General features: G+C 63.0%; 15 protein-coding genes. 9 read left to right on the top strand and 6 right to left on the bottom strand.

Translation table 11 applies throughout. The features are described from left to right. The first annotated feature begins 132 nt into the window (after positions 1–132). Positions 133–387 carry a hypothetical protein gene (locus DFR50_RS32565; RefSeq protein ID WP_210208950.1) on the top strand — a complete coding sequence of 85 codons (255 nt, stop codon included), beginning with the start codon at positions 133–135 and terminating at the stop codon, positions 385–387. A 425-nt stretch (positions 388–812) separates the two neighbouring features. Here DFR50_RS32565 and DFR50_RS31485 read toward each other — a convergent pair whose 3' ends face one another. Further along, on the bottom strand, positions 813–1,082 hold the full coding sequence (locus DFR50_RS31485; RefSeq protein ID WP_147262800.1) for a hypothetical protein: 270 nt from the start codon (positions 1,080–1,082) through the stop codon (positions 813–815). 330 nt (positions 1,083–1,412) lie between these two features. On the opposite strand from DFR50_RS31485, the gene DFR50_RS17460 reads away from it, so the two are divergent. The 5 genes from DFR50_RS17460 (at position 1,413) to DFR50_RS17440 (ending at position 4,695) form a co-directional block, all read left to right on the top strand. After that, complete coding sequence (locus tag DFR50_RS17460) at positions 1,413–1,706, top strand: hypothetical protein (protein ID WP_210208949.1); 294 nt, start codon at positions 1,413–1,415, stop codon at positions 1,704–1,706. Between the two features lie 127 nt (positions 1,707–1,833). Continuing rightward, positions 1,834–2,310, top strand: coding sequence for a Spy/CpxP family protein refolding chaperone (locus tag DFR50_RS17455; protein ID WP_113890552.1), 477 nt, complete (start codon positions 1,834–1,836; stop codon positions 2,308–2,310). 149 nt (positions 2,311–2,459) lie between these two features. Then, positions 2,460–3,302 carry a phosphate ABC transporter ATP-binding protein PstB gene (gene pstB / locus DFR50_RS17450; RefSeq protein ID WP_113890551.1) on the top strand — a complete coding sequence of 281 codons (843 nt, stop codon included), beginning with the start codon at positions 2,460–2,462 and terminating at the stop codon, positions 3,300–3,302. Positions 3,303–3,527: 225 nt separating this feature from the next. After that, a complete protein-coding gene (locus DFR50_RS17445) occupies positions 3,528–4,463 on the top strand; it encodes an Acg family FMN-binding oxidoreductase (protein WP_245427886.1) in 936 nt (311 codons plus the stop codon). Positions 4,464–4,503: 40 nt separating this feature from the next. After that, positions 4,504–4,695: a hypothetical protein gene (locus DFR50_RS17440; protein WP_113890549.1), complete on the top strand. Its 192-nt coding sequence runs from the start codon at positions 4,504–4,506 to the stop codon at positions 4,693–4,695. A 27-nt stretch (positions 4,696–4,722) separates the two neighbouring features. On the opposite strand, the gene DFR50_RS17435 is transcribed toward DFR50_RS17440, so the two are convergent. Next, positions 4,723–5,871, bottom strand: coding sequence for an alkene reductase (locus tag DFR50_RS17435; RefSeq protein ID WP_113890548.1), 1,149 nt, complete (start codon positions 5,869–5,871; stop codon positions 4,723–4,725). A 319-nt stretch (positions 5,872–6,190) separates the two neighbouring features. Here DFR50_RS17435 and DFR50_RS17430 point away from each other — a divergent pair, with 319 nt between their 5' ends. From DFR50_RS17430 to DFR50_RS17420, 3 genes are read left to right on the top strand one after another with little or no spacing between them, the layout of a single operon-like run. Continuing rightward, the gene (locus DFR50_RS17430; RefSeq protein ID WP_342634570.1) at positions 6,191–7,489 is read left to right on the top strand and encodes an HlyD family secretion protein; all 1,299 of its coding nucleotides are present in this window, start codon (positions 6,191–6,193) and stop codon (positions 7,487–7,489) included. Continuing rightward, complete coding sequence (gene rbbA / locus DFR50_RS17425; protein WP_113890546.1) at positions 7,486–10,227, top strand: ribosome-associated ATPase/putative transporter RbbA; 2,742 nt, start codon at positions 7,486–7,488, stop codon at positions 10,225–10,227. The genes DFR50_RS17430 and rbbA overlap by 4 nt, the downstream gene beginning before the upstream one ends. A gap of 3 nt (positions 10,228–10,230) precedes the next feature. Then, complete coding sequence (locus tag DFR50_RS17420) at positions 10,231–11,355, top strand: ABC transporter permease (RefSeq protein ID WP_113890545.1); 1,125 nt, start codon at positions 10,231–10,233, stop codon at positions 11,353–11,355. A 13-nt stretch (positions 11,356–11,368) separates the two neighbouring features. Here DFR50_RS17420 and DFR50_RS17415 read toward each other — a convergent pair whose 3' ends face one another. From DFR50_RS17415 to DFR50_RS17400, 4 genes are all read right to left on the bottom strand, one after another. Next, complete coding sequence (locus DFR50_RS17415) at positions 11,369–12,721, bottom strand: cyclic nucleotide-binding domain-containing protein (protein ID WP_170153259.1); 1,353 nt, start codon at positions 12,719–12,721, stop codon at positions 11,369–11,371. 504 nt (positions 12,722–13,225) lie between these two features. Beyond that, positions 13,226–13,879: a BON domain-containing protein gene (locus DFR50_RS17410; protein WP_113890543.1), complete on the bottom strand. Its 654-nt coding sequence runs from the start codon at positions 13,877–13,879 to the stop codon at positions 13,226–13,228. A 429-nt stretch (positions 13,880–14,308) separates the two neighbouring features. Further along, entirely contained in the window at positions 14,309–15,340 is a 1,032-nt protein-coding gene (locus tag DFR50_RS17405; protein WP_113890542.1) for a class I fructose-bisphosphate aldolase, read from the bottom strand. 19 nt (positions 15,341–15,359) lie between these two features. Next, the gene (locus DFR50_RS17400; RefSeq protein ID WP_113890541.1) at positions 15,360–15,731 is read right to left on the bottom strand and encodes a SpoIIAA family protein; all 372 of its coding nucleotides are present in this window, start codon (positions 15,729–15,731) and stop codon (positions 15,360–15,362) included. Positions 15,732–15,737: the final 6 nt, after the last annotated feature.

The raw sequence follows: 15,737 nt of genomic DNA, 5'->3' as shown, positions 1-15,737 counted from the left end.
TTATCAAATTAAATGGATATTCTCAAATATCATGGATGCACTTAAGCAACTGATTTCATTGCGTCTGAGTTCTCAGCTCAAGACGGAGCCTGACAGAGCCGACGGCGCCTTGCCGCCTTGCAGGAGGTTGCCATGTCACGACCGATTCTCACTCTATCGGCCGCGGTATTGCTCTGCGCTTCATCGCATATTGCTCTTGCCGACCAAAGCGGCCTAGTCACTGGCGCGGTCGGCGGCGCGGTCGCCGGAGCTGTTGTTGGTGGTCCGCTCGGCGCGGTCGTGGGCGGCGTGGGCGGCGCGGCAATCGGAAACTCCGTCACCAATCACAGAGGCGACCGTCGCGGCTACGCCTATCATCACTACCACCACCACGCCGAGCAATACTGATCGATGGGCGTCGCCCGGTGCGAGGGCGTCGTCGGGCTCAGAATTGGGCCGACCTGGAGAAGCCGGCATCTAACGATTTTCGGTTAACCGCCCACGACCTCGACGCGCGCGTCGAGGTTATCGCGTGCGCATCGCTTCGAACCTTCGCGACTCGGCTCCATGCGGAGGATGGGCGCGGGCCTGAAACAGACTCCGTCATCAAGCTCGAGATATCGCGCTCGGGCCGCCGCCCTTCGGGTGTTCGCAGGCGCAGAGTCGTTGGAGTCACGGTCTGGTTAGCCAACGGAGAGGTCGTCGACCACCGGGGTGACGACGCGCGATTCTGGCACTCGTCGCTGTCGCCTGACGATCCGGGAATCCCATTTGCGATCGCCATGCCAGAGACCGCTCGGGGGGATCGACGCCCGAGGGCGCGTCCCGTCACGTCACAAGCATGAGACTGCCGACGACATGATCGTGCGGATGCAATCGATACTGACCGGTTCCCCATAATGCCTGGGAACCAGCTCCCGCAGCGCACGAGCGACGTCTCCGAACGAAAGGTCGGCCGCCACGTCGAACGACACGACTTTGTCTTGAAAGACAAAGCGCAGACAGTGCTCTTTAGGTTTTCGGGCCTGGTCGAGTTGCATCGATACGGGTCCATCGAAGCCAGCGCCGGCGAAAACGGCGGCCAATGTCTCAGTTCTTTCCATCGGGTCCTCGTTCTGGGCGGCGGCGGCCTCGATTAGCCGGTTGCTTCGCGCCCCGTCCTCCGGCGCGCCAACAGAATGGCGCAATCGGCGCCGCGGAACAGGTTCGGAATATACCCAGAGGCTGACGGGAGCCTTCCGGTCAGAAATCCGCACTAACGCCACGGCATCGACTGAATTGGCGCGACGCGCCGGCCCAAGCGCCCGCCGCCGCCGACGGCGGCCGATACTCCTTCCGCCTCTGGTCGTAGGTAGTTTCCGACTCTGGCGTTCAAGGCGCAAACCTCTGAACACAGAGCCAGTTACTGCTCTCTCAGTCACTGGAGTTCCCTTATGAAGACGCGCTTTTTCCTCGCCAGCGTGACCGCGCTGGCTTTTGCGGCAAGCACGATTGCGCTGCCGTCGCTCGCTGAGGCCGGTCAAGTCTTCCATGGCGGGGGCGGACACGGCGGCGGCGGTTTCCACGGCGGCGGCGGACACGCCGGCGCTTACCACATGGGCGGCGCCTACCACGGCGGCGGTTATCACGGCGGCGGCTACTACGGTGGTGGCGGCGGCGTCTACTATGGCGGCGGATGCGGACCCATGCAGGTGGTCCTCGGGCTCTGCGGCCCCTACGGCTACTGAAGCCCCTCCCATTGCGCGCGCGGGCCTGGTTTGAGAGTCCGCCGCGCGAACCGGTGCGCGTTTGACGACCCGCGCTGACCAGCCTGCGAACACCGGCCGTCAGCCCTCAATCCTAAGGTGCAAATAAATGAGAAAACTTCTTCTCGCCTCCGCGACCATCGCAGGCCTCGCCGCTTCAACCTTCGCCGGCGCCTCCTTTGCCGTGTCCGCTCCCAACGCGGGCTTGCCGAGCGCGGCCGAAATTCAACGCATTCAGGAACGTCAGTCCGTCCTGCTGGACGCGCATCTGGCCGGGATGAAGGCGGGCCTGAAACTCAACGACGAGCAGGCCAAGACCTGGCCGGCGTTCGAATCGGCGATCCGGGACGCCGCAAAGTCGCGCTCCGATCGATGGACTCAAGCGCGGGAGCGAATGGCGCAACCGGGCGAGCGTCCTTCGCCGATCGAGCGAATGACCATCATGGCCGACCATATCGAGAAGAGCGCATCGGAGCTACGAAAGGTCATCGACGCCAGCAAGCCTCTGTATGCAAGCCTGGACGATGCCCAGAAGCGCGACTTCGGTCCGTTGATGCGCGAGTTCAAGCCGACACACAGGCGTTGATGCGGCGTCACCTTACGCCGCGGTCCGCCAGCGTAGCCTGAGTTCGGTTCGCGCGGGTTCTTGAATGGCGCGCAACAAGGGCCAGCGGGGGTCGAGCGCGCCTCTGCCGCCGGTCGGATCAGATGCCCTGATCGTTGAGGTTCGATGAGATGACCAACCGCCACGCCGCCCTTCCCTCGCCATCGCGAAATCCGATCGATCCGGACTTCGTTCAGGGTGTCGCCAATAGAACAACGCATCGCGCCAAGATCGTGATCGAAGACCTCGATTTCTTCTATGGCCCGACGCAAGCGCTGGACGGCGTGACGCTTGATATTCCCGAGAAGCAGGTGACCGGCCTGATCGGACCCTCCGGCTGCGGAAAGACGACCTTGCTCAGGGTGCTGAATCGCCTCTACGACATGTATCCGGACGAGCGCGTAACGGGCGAAGCGCTGATGGACGGCGAGAGCATTCTTGGGCCCGAGGTGGACTTGAACCTGCTGCGCTGGCGCATCGGCATGGTGTTCCAGGGACCGACGCCCTTTCCGATGTCGATCTTCGAGAACATCGCCCTCGGGCCCAGGGATCTCGAGAGCTTGTCGCGCCAGGACACGGCCGACCGCGTCGAGGAATCGTTGACGCGAGCCGCGTTGTGGAGCGAGGTCAAAGATCGATTGTCGTCGCAGGCCGGCGCCCTGTCGATCGGCCAGCAGCAGCGCCTTTGCATCGCCCGCACGCTGGCGGCCCGGCCGGAGGTGATCCTGTTCGATGAGCCGACCAGCGCGCTCGACCCGATCAGCGGCCAGAAGATCGAAGCGCTCATCGCCGACCTGAAGCGCGACTTCACCGTCGTTTTCGTGACGCACAATATGGAGCAGGCGCAGCGCTGCGCCGACAAGGTCGCGTTTTTCTATCTGGGCGAGATGATCGAGGCCGGTTCGACGGGGCAGATGTTCGATGCGCCGCGGCAGAGGCGCACGCAAGATTACATGGCGGGAACCTTCGGCTGAGCCGGCGCACGCACACCCCGAACAATGGACCTTTGCATGGAAGACGCCGCTAGACGCCGATTTCTGGGGGTTGTCGCAGGCGCGGGAGTCGTCGCCGCCGCCGGAGGCGCAGCCGCGTATATCGCGAGTTCTCGCGACGCTGGCGCCTACGACGCCGCGGTCGAAGCAACCTGGCGCCACAGCGACAGTTTCGACCTTCCCGCGCCAGACGCCCGGAAAGACCTCGTGCGCTACGCGACGCTTGCGGCCAACAGTCACAACACCCAGCCGTGGCAGTTCCGCCTGCCCGACCGCGCGATCCTCGTGCTGCCCGATTTGACCCGACGCCTGGCGTCCGTTGACCCCGACAATCATCACCTCTTCGCCAGCCTCGGCTGCGCAACCGAAAATCTCGTTCAGGCGGCGGCGGCTTTCGGGCTCCGCGCGAATGCGACTTTCGACGCCGCAGCGGGCGGCATCCGGGTCGACCTGGAACAGGCGCCTGCGGCGCACAGCCCGCTCTTCGACGCGATCCCGCGACGTCAATCGACACGCGGCGTCTTCGACGGACGGGCTGTGCCCGCCGAGCACCTTCGACTTCTGGAAGCCGCCGGGAGCGGCGATGGGGTGACGTTGCGGCTCTTTACCGAGCGCAAGTCCGTTGAAGACATCCTCGGCTTTCTGGTCGCCGGCAACAGCGCGCAGATGGACGACGCCGCATTTGTCGCTGAACTGAAGTCGTGGCTGCGGTTCAATTACGCCGAAGCGATTGCGACAGACGACGGACTGTTCTCAAAATGCACGGGCGCCCCCACACTGCCGAGCTGGCTCGGACGCCTGATTTTCAGTCTGGTCGTGACAAAGGACGACGAGAACAAGACCTATGCGGCCCAGCTCCGGAGCTCGGCCGGCGTCGCCGTATTCATCTCGGACACGAACGAGCCGGCCTCATGGAGCGCCGCGGGGCGCTGTTGCCAGCGCTTCGCCCTGCAGGCGACGGCTTTGGGCATTCGGCATTGCTTCATCAATCAGCCCGTCGAAGTTCCAGCGGTGCGTGGGCAGTTCGCCGCTTTCCTTGGAGTTGGAGATCGGCGGCCCGATCTCGTCATGAGATTTGGATACGGACCGGAACTGCCAAGATCATTGCGCCGTCCGGTCGATCAGGTGCTGCATGCTGCCTGAGACATTCTTCGTCCGCCTTTCGAACACGATAGGAAACCCAATGTCCTACCCTACTCCCTCGACAGACTTCGAAATCCGCATCGCCGATGTTCGCGACAATATCCGTGAGCTGACCGAGCAGGCCGCAGCCTATTCCGGCGGGGCGGACGAAGCGAGATCAGCTGTCCGGATCGCCGAGCAGGAAGCTTTGTTGGCCGAGCTTCTCAAGGGGCGGGAGGCTCAGTCGGCTTAGGCTTAAGCCTCCCGCGGGCCGGCCTCGTCAGACTGGCGCCAGCTCACTGGCGTCGGTGGCGGCGCGGCTTTGTTCCAGGGTGGGATAGTCGGTGTAGCCGTGGGCGCCGCCGCCGTAGAATGTCTCCTGGCCCATCAGCGGGTTGAGCGGAGCGTTTTCGCGCAAGCGCTCCACAAGATCCGGATTGGCGATGAAGAGGCGTCCGAACGACACAAGATCGGCGCGTCCGCTTGCGACCGCGTCGATCGCCAGCTTCCGGTCGTAGCCGTTGTTGACCATCCAGACGCCATCGAAACAGGCATGCAGCGCAGGATAGTCGAACGGAATCGTGTAGCGGGGTCCGCCGGTCTCGCCCTCCACCACATGTACGTACGCCAGGCCAAATGGGTTGAGGCCCTTCACGACGTGATTGAACAGGGCCTGCGGATTGCTGTCTCGTGAGTCCCCGGCGGTGGAGACCGGCGAGAGCCGAACGCCGAGGCGGGCGGCGCCGATCGCCTCGGCGCAAGTCTTCACGACCTCGAGGAGCAGCCGCGAGCGGTTCTCGATCGAGCCGCCGTAGGCGTCGGTGCGATGGTTGGTTCCGTCGCGCAGAAAGGCGTCGAGCAGGTAGCCGTGCGCGCCATGCAGCTCAACGCCGTCGAAACCGGCCTCGATGGCGCAGGTCGAGGCATAGCGGAAGTCTTCGACAATGCCGGGGATCTCTTTGAGATCGAGCGCGCGAGGCGTCGACGCGTCGACGAAGCCCTCGTTCGCGACAAAGGTCTTGGTTCTCGCCCGGATTGCCGAGGGTCCAACGGGCGCCTGACCGTCCTTCTGGAAGCTTGTGTGAGAGACGCGGCCGGTATGCCAAAGCTGAACGACGATCGTCCCGCCTTTGGCGTGCACGGCGTCGGTGACGGCTTTCCAGCCGCGGACCTGATCGTCGGTATAGCAGCCCGGCGTATTCGCGTAGCCCTGCGCCTGGGCCGAGATCTGGGTGGCTTCGGCGATGATCAGGCCGGCCGTGGCGCGTTGTGCGTAATATTCAACGGCAAAGGGACCCGGCACCAGGCCCGGACCGGCGCGATTTCTCGTTAGAGGCGCCATCACGATGCGGTTGGCGAGTTTCATTACGCCGGCTTCGGCGGGTTGGAAAAGAGCCCGGGCCGTGCGGGTCTCGTAAGATTTCTTCATCGTCTCTTGTCCTCGATCAATGGTCGCCGCAACGGATATCAACGGTTAGCGCGGACGGCGTTTTGCAACTGCCCGCCCGTCCAGGAACCCGTCCGCGATCGTAATGCGTCATGTTCAAGAGCCTCCAGAAACGGACGGTTTGATAGCCTCGGAAACTACTCATCCCCCACCCGACGAAGGCGATGACGATTGGCGCCGAGACGACAGGCGCGGCGACGCGACGGAAGCGCCACGGGCGCCGCTATCCTCTGAGTAGATTCCGAACCTTATGTTCCGCGCGCCTTCACGGCTAACTGATGGCGATCGGCTACGAAGCGCCATGCGTTCAAAGCCACGACGACCCGTCGGGGCAGACGGCTGCGCCACTCCTCATCGCGGGAGGAGCCTGAACATTGAGAGAGCAGCACGTGGGGAACGGCGTCGCCAAAAGCTGCGGCACTTCCCGCGCATACGCGCTCGGCGCGACAGGCAGCCTGACATGAGCAAAGACGACAACCAGATTTTGGCTCCATCGAGCCCATCGCCGGACGACAAAGTCAGGCGTGGCGACGTGCTGCCGCCTTCCGACCATGGGGTCGCACCCGCACTTCCGGCGCTGCCTGCCGCTCCGGCGGTCGTCCCTGCGCCGCGCGTGCGATCGAGATGGAAGACGCTGGGTCTTCTGGCGATCGTCATTCTCGGCGCCTGTGGCGGCAGCGCCTATTGGTGGCACAGCCGGCAGGGCGGCCTCCCCTTGGGGATCGTGTCGGGCAACGGAAGGATCGAGGCGGACGAGATCGATATCGACACCAAGTTCGCCGGCCGCATTATCGAAATGGACGCGGACGAAGGCGACATGCTGAAGCCACAGCAGGTTGTCGCCCGCATGGACACGCGGGACCTTGAGGCCACTCTGGAGAAATCCGAGGCTCAGGTGCAAGGCGCGCAGCAGAGCCTCGATGCGGCGCACGCCGAAGTCGTCCAGGAGACGACCCAGGTCACCCTCGCCCAACAGCAGTTCGACCGCACCAGCACGCTGGTCAAGCAAGGCTTCGCCACCAACGAACTGCTGGACGAGCGAAGGCAGACGCTCAACGGCGCCGGGGCCGCCCTCACCGCTGCGAACGACCGCGTCGGCGAAGCGGCGCGAACGCTCGACGCCGCGACCCACGACGTCGAACTCTACAAGGTCAACATCGCCGACAACACGCTCGTCGCGCCGCGCAACGGGCGCATCGAGTACAGGGTCGCGAATATCGGCGAGGTCATGCCCGCCGGCGGCAAAGTCTTCACCATGCTCGACATCGAATACGTCTACATGGACATTTATCTTCCTACCGACCAGGCCGGAAAAGTGGAGATCGGCTCCGACGCGCGCATTGTGCTCGACGCCCTGCCCGCAATTGCGATCCCGGCGAAGGTCGCGTTCGTCGCGAGGCAGGCGCAGTTCACGCCGAAGACCGTAGAGACGAAGGACGAGCGCGATCTTCTGATGTTCCGCGTCCGGGTGAAGATCGATCCGGAGCGATTGCGCGAGCACGCAGCCTCGGTCAGAAGCGGCCTCCCCGGGGTCGGCTACGTCAAATATGATCCCACGCTCGCCTGGCCAACCAAATTGCAAGGGGACGTCGCGCCGTGAACGGCCCCGCGCGCCCGGTCGCGCGGATCGCGGGCGTCACTCAGAGATACGGCCATGTGATCGCGCTGGACGACGTCTCGATCGAAATCCCAGCCGGTTGCATGGTCGGCTTCATCGGGCCCGACGGCGTCGGCAAGTCCACGCTCTTGAGCCTGATCGCGGGTTCGCGACAGATCCAGTCCGGGAGCGTTCTGGTCCTCGACGGCGACATGGCAAACGCCGCCCATCGGTCGCGCATCTGTTCGCGCATCGCCTATATGCCCCAGGGTCTGGGCAAAAACCTCTATGCCGACCTCAGCGTCCGGGAGAACATCGAGTTTTTTGGCCGCCTGTTCGGGCAATCGCGTTCGGAACGGGACGATAGAGTCGGCGACCTCCTGGAAAGCACGGGGCTCGCGCCGTTTTCCGACCGGCCAGCGAAGAAGCTTTCCGGAGGAATGCGGCAGAAGCTCGGACTCTGCTGCTGCCTCATCCATGATCCCGATCTCCTGATCCTCGACGAGCCGACCACTGGCGTCGATCCGCTGTCGCGGCGGCAGTTCTGGGTGTTGATCGACCGCATGCGCTCTCGCAGCCAGGGCATGAGCGTGCTCGTCGCTACAGCCTATATGGAGGAGGCGGAACGGTTCGAATGGCTGGTCGCCATGAACGCTGGCAAAGTGATTGGGACCGGCTCGCCCACGGAACTCAAGGCGAAAGCCGGCGCGGCCACCCTCGAGGAGGCGTTCATCGCTCTGCTGCCGGTTGAGGAGCGCGGCGATCACAAGGCGTTGCACGTCCCGCCGCGACACATTGGCGAGGGCGAGCCGATTATCGTCGCGCGCGATCTCACCTGCCGCTTCGGCGACTTCACCGCGGTTGACCGCGTCAGCTTCACCATCGAGCGCGGCGAGATCTTCGGCTTTCTCGGCTCGAACGGCAGCGGCAAGACGACCACGATGAAAATGCTGACCGGCCTGCTGGCGCCGACCTTGGGCGAGGCGCTGCTGTTCGGGAAACGGCTGGAGCCTGGCGACATGAGCTCGCGCTATCGCGTCGGCTACATGTCGCAGTCGTTCTCGCTCTATACGGAATTGACGGTCCGGCAGAACCTCGAGCTTCACGCCCGCCTCTATAACCTCCCGGCCGACAAAGCGAAGGCGCGCATCTCCGAGCTGATCGCATGGTTCGGTCTGGCGGACTATCTGGATCAGCAAGCCTCTGACCTGCCGCTGGGTATCCGACAGCGCCTTTCGCTCGCCGTCGCCATTGTCCACGAGCCCGAGATTCTCATTCTTGACGAGCCGACTTCGGGGGTCGATCCGCTTGCGCGGGATCGCTTCTGGGAGGCGCTGATCGATCTTTCGCGCAGGCAGGACGTGACGATTTTCGTCTCGACCCATTTCATGAACGAAGCGGAGCGCTGTGACCGCATATCTCTCATGGATTCGGGTCGCGTCCTTGCGACCGGCACGCCGGCGCAGTTGGTCAAGTCTCGCGGCGCAGCGACCCTTGAGGATGCCTTCATCGGCTATCTCGAAGAGGCGACGGGAACAGGCGCCTCCGCGACGAAGCCCCTCGCGCCGACAAGCCAGACAGTCCGGCGGCCACGGTCCGCGATAGAGGCGCATTCAGGGTTCAGCCCGCGGCGCTTGTTGGCCTACACGATCCGCGAGGCCCTCGAGTTGCTGCGCGATCCGATCCGGCTCGGTTTCTCCCTGTTCGGCACCACGCTCCTCATGCTGGTGTTCGGCTTTGGCGTCTCGACCGACGTCAACAATCTCTCCTTTGCCGTGCTCGACCATGACCAAAGCACCGAAAGCCGCGCCTATCTCGAGGAACTCAGAGGCTCGAGTTACTTTACCGAGAAGCCGCCTCTCGCCGACTACGGCGTGCTCGAGAATCGGATGAGAAGCGGGAACATCAGAGCCGCGGTCGAAATCCCGGCCGGCTTCGGCCGCGACATCAAGCGCGGACGTCCCGCCTGGGTCGGCGCGTGGGTTGATGGCGCAATGCCGTTCCGAGCCGAAACCATCCGCGGCTACCTGCAGGCGATGCACGCGCTCTATCTGACCGACCCGGCGGTGATAACGACGGTTCCGACCGCGCCCTTCCCCGCGGATATCGAACTCAGATTCAAGTACAACCAGGACTTCGACAGCATCTATGCGATGGTTCCGGCGAACATTTCTCTGCTTCTGGCGATATTCCCAGCGATCCTGATGGCGCTCGCCATCGTTCGGGAAAAAGAGCTTGGGTCGATCACCAACCTCTACGCGACTCCGGTCACTCGGTTCGAGTTTCTGATCGGCAAGCAGCTTCCCTACGTCGGGGTCGCTCTCGCCAATTTCACCTTGATGTTTCTGTTGGCGATATTCGTCTTCCAGGTGCCGCTCAAGGGCAGCTTCACTGCCCTGCTGCTCGGCGTGCTGATCTACGTGATCGCCATGACGGCCTATGGCATGCTGATCTCCGCGTTCACCAGGACCCAGATCGCGGCGCTTTTCGGCGCCGCCATTTTGACGGTGCTGCCGGCTACCCAGTTCGCGGGCATGATGACCCCGGTGTCGTCGCTCGGCGGAGGGGCGCAGATCCTCGGTCGCGCGTTCCCGATGACCTACTTCGTGCCGATCAGCGTCGGCGCTTTCACCAAGGGGTTAGGCTTTCTTGCGCTCACCCCCGACCTCGCCGCGCTCGCGGTGTTTGTGCCCGTCCTGACGCTGATGAATGTTCTCTTGCTGCGCAAGCAGGAACGCTAGCCGATGCGCAAGCTTGCGAACATCTACTGGCTCGGCGTCAAGGAATTGCGGAGCTTCCTGCACGACTATGTGCTCTTGGGGCTCGTCGTCTACTCGTTCTCGCTGGCGGTGGTGATTCAGGCCCGGAGTAATTCGCAAGAGTTGCATAACGGCTCGATCGCCATTGTCGACGAAGATCGCTCCGAACTCTCGCGCCGAATCGCGCATGCGTTCATGCCGCCGCTGTTTCAGCCGCCGCAGATGATCGCCGAACGCGATATCGTTCCCATGATGGACAAGGGACGATACACATTCGTCGTCGATATTCCTGCGAACTTCGAGCAAGACGTGCTCGGCGGACGCCGGCCGGGGCTGCAAATCGACGTCGACGCGACCGCTATGGTGCAGGCGGGCCTCGGTTCTGGCTACGCGCAGTCGATCATCACGACCGAGATCACCGACTTCCTCTCCAATTCGGAGGGGGTTCCGCTGTCGCCAGTCAATCTCGACGTGTTGATCTCTTTCAATCCGAATATCACGACCGCGTGGTTCACGAGCGTCATGGGAATCATCAACAGCGTGACGATGTTGGCCATCATTCTGTCGGGAGCGGCGATCGTCCGGGAGCGCGAGCATGGGACCATGGACCATCTTCTGGTCATGCCGCTGACGCCGTTCGAGATTGCGATGTCCAAGATTTGGGCGAACGGGTTGGTGATCGCCGTGGCGGTCGGTCTGTCGCTTTACCTTGTCGTGAGACTGATTCTTGGCGTTCCCATCGCCGGATCGATCCCGCTGTTCATGGCGGGCGTCGTGATCTACCTATTTTTCGCGACTGCGATCGGCATTTTTCTGGGGACGGTGGCGCGTTCGATGCCGCAGCTCGGGCTGCTCTTCATGCTCGTCTTTCTGCCCATGAACATGCTTTCGGGCAGCAATACGCCGCTCGAGAGCATGCCGCCGTGGCTCGCGACGGCGATGCAAGTCTCGCCCTCGACCCATTTCGTGTCGTTCGCGCAATCGATCCTCTACCGCGGCGCGGGCCTCGACGTGGTGTGGCCGGAATTCCTTGCGGTGGCGGGAATCGGCGGGCTGTTCTTCGGGCTTGCGATCCTGCGCTTCCGGTCCGTCACCGCGCAGGGCTCTTAAGAGAGTTCGCAAATCACACCAGGCCGAAGAGGTCCTTGACGCGCTGGCCAAGCCGCGTCGCGAGATTTTCGTCGGGCTTGTCGTGATCGGCGAATTGCTCGAGCCGCGCCTTTCCGACCGCCACCCGCCGCGCGAGGATCTCGCCGAGCTCAGCGGCGATTGCGGGCCTCTCCTCGAGGATCGGGGCAAGATCGAGCTTGGCGATTTCGTAGACCGTCGCCTTGGTCAGCGCACGGATCGTGAACATGGTCGCGGCGCCGGCCAGCAACCCGGCCTCTCCAAAACTGTCTCCGGGAGCGAGGCGCATCGCCTCCTCCTCAGCCGCCCCGTGGCTCTGAATAGCGACCAGGACGCCTGAGGTCAGTATGAAGAGCGCCTGAGCGACGCTGCCCTGCTTGACGAGGACATCGCCGGCCTTGTGGCTTCTTCGTTTCATTTTCGGCGCAAGTTGGATGCGCTCCTCCTCGGACAGCGGGGCGAAGATCGGAAGGTGATCGAGCAGGCGCCGCGGCATATCGGAGGCGTCTGCGCGGGCGGCGCGCGGCGCGAGCGGAGCAGGACTCCCCGATGGCGGGGCAAGGCGGATGCCCGCCGATGCGCAGTGCCGGAAAACGAGATCGAAGAGTTCGGTCTGCGCGTCAGGTCCCTGTTCTACGTTGGAAACGAAAAACTGAATCTCGTACTCCATCGCGACGGCGTCGAGGCTTCGAACGACAACCGTTGGGGCAGGAGTCCTGAGAATCCGATTGCAGCTCAATAGCGCGGCCTGCAGCGCGGCGCGGCCGCCGGACGGCGCAACGGTCGGCTCGAGCCTGATGAGGATCGTCAGACCGTGCGCCCTCATGGGCTGGCTTGCGTTGATCAGCTTGGCCTTGGCGATGACGCTGTTCGGTATGATCGCAAGGTCGTTATCGGGCGTGAGGATATGCGTCGCGCGCCAGTCGGTCTCGACCACGCAGCCTTCCGTGCCGCCGTCGAGGATGATCCAGTCCCCGGGATGATAGGGTTTTGCGAGATTGAGCACGATGCCGGAGAAGACGTCGCCGAGCGTGCTTTGAAGGGCGAGGCCGAGCACGATGGCGACGACGCCAGAAGCCGCCAGCAAGCCTCCGACCGGCATATCGAAGACATTGGCGACGATGGCGAGGCCGGCGGCGGCGTAGATGACGCCGACGAAGAGATCCTGCAGGAACCTCGTATCGCGCGGCTGTCTCTTGAAGACGAGCACTGCGCGGAAGAAGCCGGCAAACAGCCAGGACGCCGCGAGCCACCAGACAATCTTGAAGGCGCTGATGACGATAGACGCGTAGACTGGGCCCTCTCTGGGCGTCGGTTCGGACGGCAGGACGCCTGTCGCCAGAAGCATGGCGGTAAAGCCGCCGAAAGACGCTATCTGACAGAGGAACCGTGCGATCGGATTTTCGCGAAAGGCGAGCCGCGTTACCAAAAAGCCGGCGACAAGAAACAATCCGGCAAGAGCCAAGGCGTTCGGCAGTCGGGAGATGAAGGCAACAAACTCCGCGATCATGCGATCGATCCTGAACGCTTGGTGAGATTCGCCGACATCGCCTCGGGGCCGGCTGCCCTGCCGCGCGCCGCCACCAACGCGATCCCTGAGCTGAAACCCAGCGACGCCTGCGGTTGGAAACGGCGAAGGAGACAAGCCGGGAAGACAATCCGGCGCGCCACGCCTTATCGTGTGGCTCGATAAACAGATCGGCGAGCCAAACTGCGCGCTGTTGGAGCTTGCGCCGGTATAGACGCGATTAGCAGTTCCAACTGCTTCGGCCGAAGAAGTTTCAGTTGCCGCGCTGATGATTGATTGCGGGCTTTCCCCGCCGGTCCGAATGTCAGACCGGCGAGGATCGGGTCAGTTGGACACGGTGATGGCATTATCCACGGAAATCGCTCCCGGAGCAGACCAGGCCGTCGATCCCGCGAGCCGTCTGGCGTTCCACGTGGTGACCTTTCCAGTGAGTTTGATCTTTCCGCCCTGTGCGTTCACCTGAATCGTGTCCGGGTCGTAATACCAGGACCGATGCAGAGCCTGCTCGATGTCATTCTTGACATTCGTTGCGCTGATCGTTGGCCTTACCAGGACCTGATTGGAGACGCCGACAACGCCCGAAAGCGCTCTAATATCTTGCTCGGCCTCCTCTTTCTCGAAATGCCAGTCCACCGTTCCGGCCAAGGTCACCCAGCCCTTTTCGACTTTGACCTGGATGGCGTTGTCGGGGATCGACGAATTCCAGCTGATACGATCAATCGCAGCCAGCGCGATATCCTCATCGCTGCGCTTGATGTCGTAGGGCAGTTTAACCTCGATTTCCTCGACCACTGCCTTGACACCCTTAACCCGGCTCGCCGCCTTTTCCGCGCCAAGCTTATGCGTGTAATTGGCGACGTGCCCGGTCAGAGTGACCACACCGGCATTTGCGGTGACCCCGATATGGGCCGCGTCCACGCTCGGCTCCCAACTCAATTCATCCAGAACAGCCTTTTTGAGATCGCTATCTGTTAACATGATTTTCTCCAGGTTCTGGCGATGTTGCGCGTCGAAAGCGACAGCCCGTTTTCGTCTACCGATCAGCGCGAGATTTGCCGCGACATGCGGCTGCTGAAAACATCGCCACACGACATCGGGCGCTTTCGCGGCCGAACAAGAAAGGGTCGGAAATTACTCAGGGCTGCTCCAGACTCGATGTGCGGCCCGCCGCCCGCGCCCGAGAGTTCGCAGGTGGCGCGGGCGCGAAGTCGCGGGCTCGCCAGTACATATGAAAACGACGCGGCAGCGATGCAGGACCGAAGCATCCGTGCCTTTCCCTCGCCATGTGTGAGTCAGCGGAATGACGATGCGGCCCGGGCGCCGGCCCGACAGGACCAAAGCGTTTCCCCGTGTCGAAAAAAGATCTGCAGGGGCATCGTCCAAGCATCGATCATCGGCCTCTCGGCTTCAGCTTCCGTTCGATTCCATGGTCGAGGAATATTGGCCTTTGCGCGCCGCGCGATTGCATTTGGCGCGATGGATCAGGGCTTGCTGTGCGGCGGTTCGATTGGCGTCCTTGCCCGCCCATATCTCCAGGGCCGGCTGCTGGATCGCGCGGGCGAACGAAAAGGTCAGGGTCCACGGCGCTGCGGCGCTGGGCGCCTTGAACTTCGAATTCATCGCGTTCAGGCGTTCCGAGGCGAGCACGCCGCTCTGTCCACCGGACAGAAACGCAATGCCCGGGAGTTCCGGGGGAACGACGCGCCGCAAGACGCCGACCGTCGCTTCGGCGACCTCAGCGGGCGTCGGCTGCTCTGGATACGTCAGGCTTGGCAGCGCCATGTTCGGCTTGAGAATCATCCCCTCGAGCGCTACGCCTTGAGCTGCAAGTTGATCGAAAACCGAGCGCAAGATGCGCTCGGTCGCTTCCCGACACTGCGCCAGGGTATGGCCGCCATCCATCAGCACTTCTGGCTCGACGACGGGAACGAGGCCACACTCCTGACAAAGGGCGGCGTAGCGGGCCAGCGCATGCGCGTTGGCGTCGATGCAGGCGGGGCTCGGGAGGCCGTTGCCGATCCCGATCACCGCGCGCCACTTGGCGAACCGCGCGCCTATCTGGAAATAGTCGCGAAGGCGCTCCCGCAGTCCATCGAGCCCCTCGGTGATCTTTTCCCCGGCGTGGCCGGCAAGATCCTTCGCGCCGACGTCGACCTTGATGCCTGTGATGATGCCTGAGTCGGCAATGATCTTGACAAGGGGCGTCCCGTCCGCCCGCGCCTGTCGGATCGTCTCGTCGTAGAGAATGACGCCGCTGATGCATTCCCGCAGACCGGGAGTCGTGATGATCAATTCGCGATAGCGGCGCCGCGCCTGCTCGGTCTGTTCGATCCCTGCACTGGCAAACCGCTTGTTGCAGGTGCCGTTGCTCTCGTCCATCGCCAGCAGCCCTTTGTGATCGGCGAGCATGAGCCGGGCAGTCTCCATCAAATGATTCATGTTTTTTATCCTCGCAGAGTTAGCCTTCGACCTCTTCGCTCAACCATTCGCGCGCAGCGGCATATTGAGTGGCGTCGAAATACCGGGTCTTCGCCTTGGTGAAAGGTTTGATCAAAGCGGCCAGGGCGTGTTCCCATTTGCTGTCTCCGACGGTCGCGACGCGCTCGAAGTCATCGGCATGCTTGAGGTCGAATTTGATCTCGTCCCACAGCGCTGTCGCGTCCCAACCCTCAAAACCGATCATGTCGAACAACAGGCGCAACTTTCCGAGGCGTTGCGAGCGTTCTGCAAATCGGGGCAGAAAGCGCTCATAATCCGCCTTTGCGAGCTTCCCCCAAACGTGAACGACGAGGAATTGCCCGCCGCTCACCTCGTTAATCTTGATGGGCATTTTTGA

Source organism: Roseiarcus fermentans, from assembly GCF_003315135.1.
Taxonomy (GTDB): domain Bacteria; phylum Pseudomonadota; class Alphaproteobacteria; order Rhizobiales; family Beijerinckiaceae; genus Roseiarcus; species Roseiarcus fermentans.
Note: the sequence above shows the minus strand (reverse complement) of the source record. Positions and strands in the feature narration are given on the sequence as shown.

Excerpts from the sequence above, each read along its gene's own strand:
- DFR50_RS32565 (WP_210208950.1), top strand. The coding sequence starts at position 133 with ATGTCACGACCGATTCTCACTCTATCGGCCGCGGTATTGCTCTGCGCT.
- DFR50_RS31485 (WP_147262800.1), bottom strand. The coding sequence starts at position 1,082 with ATGGAAAGAACTGAGACATTGGCCGCCGTTTTCGCCGGCGCTGGCTTC.
- DFR50_RS17460 (WP_210208949.1), top strand. The coding sequence starts at position 1,413 with ATGAAGACGCGCTTTTTCCTCGCCAGCGTGACCGCGCTGGCTTTTGCG.
- DFR50_RS17455 (WP_113890552.1), top strand. The coding sequence starts at position 1,834 with ATGAGAAAACTTCTTCTCGCCTCCGCGACCATCGCAGGCCTCGCCGCT.
- pstB (WP_113890551.1), top strand. The coding sequence starts at position 2,460 with ATGACCAACCGCCACGCCGCCCTTCCCTCGCCATCGCGAAATCCGATC.
- DFR50_RS17440 (WP_113890549.1), top strand. The coding sequence starts at position 4,504 with ATGTCCTACCCTACTCCCTCGACAGACTTCGAAATCCGCATCGCCGAT.
- DFR50_RS17435 (WP_113890548.1), bottom strand. The coding sequence starts at position 5,871 with ATGAAGAAATCTTACGAGACCCGCACGGCCCGGGCTCTTTTCCAACCC.
- DFR50_RS17430 (WP_342634570.1), top strand. The coding sequence starts at position 6,191 with ATGCGTTCAAAGCCACGACGACCCGTCGGGGCAGACGGCTGCGCCACT.
- DFR50_RS17420 (WP_113890545.1), top strand. The coding sequence starts at position 10,231 with ATGCGCAAGCTTGCGAACATCTACTGGCTCGGCGTCAAGGAATTGCGG.
- DFR50_RS17415 (WP_170153259.1), bottom strand. The coding sequence starts at position 12,721 with ATGCTTCTGGCGACAGGCGTCCTGCCGTCCGAACCGACGCCCAGAGAG.
- DFR50_RS17410 (WP_113890543.1), bottom strand. The coding sequence starts at position 13,879 with ATGTTAACAGATAGCGATCTCAAAAAGGCTGTTCTGGATGAATTGAGT.
- DFR50_RS17405 (WP_113890542.1), bottom strand. The coding sequence starts at position 15,340 with ATGAATCATTTGATGGAGACTGCCCGGCTCATGCTCGCCGATCACAAA.
- DFR50_RS17400 (WP_113890541.1), bottom strand. The coding sequence starts at position 15,731 with ATGCCCATCAAGATTAACGAGGTGAGCGGCGGGCAATTCCTCGTCGTT.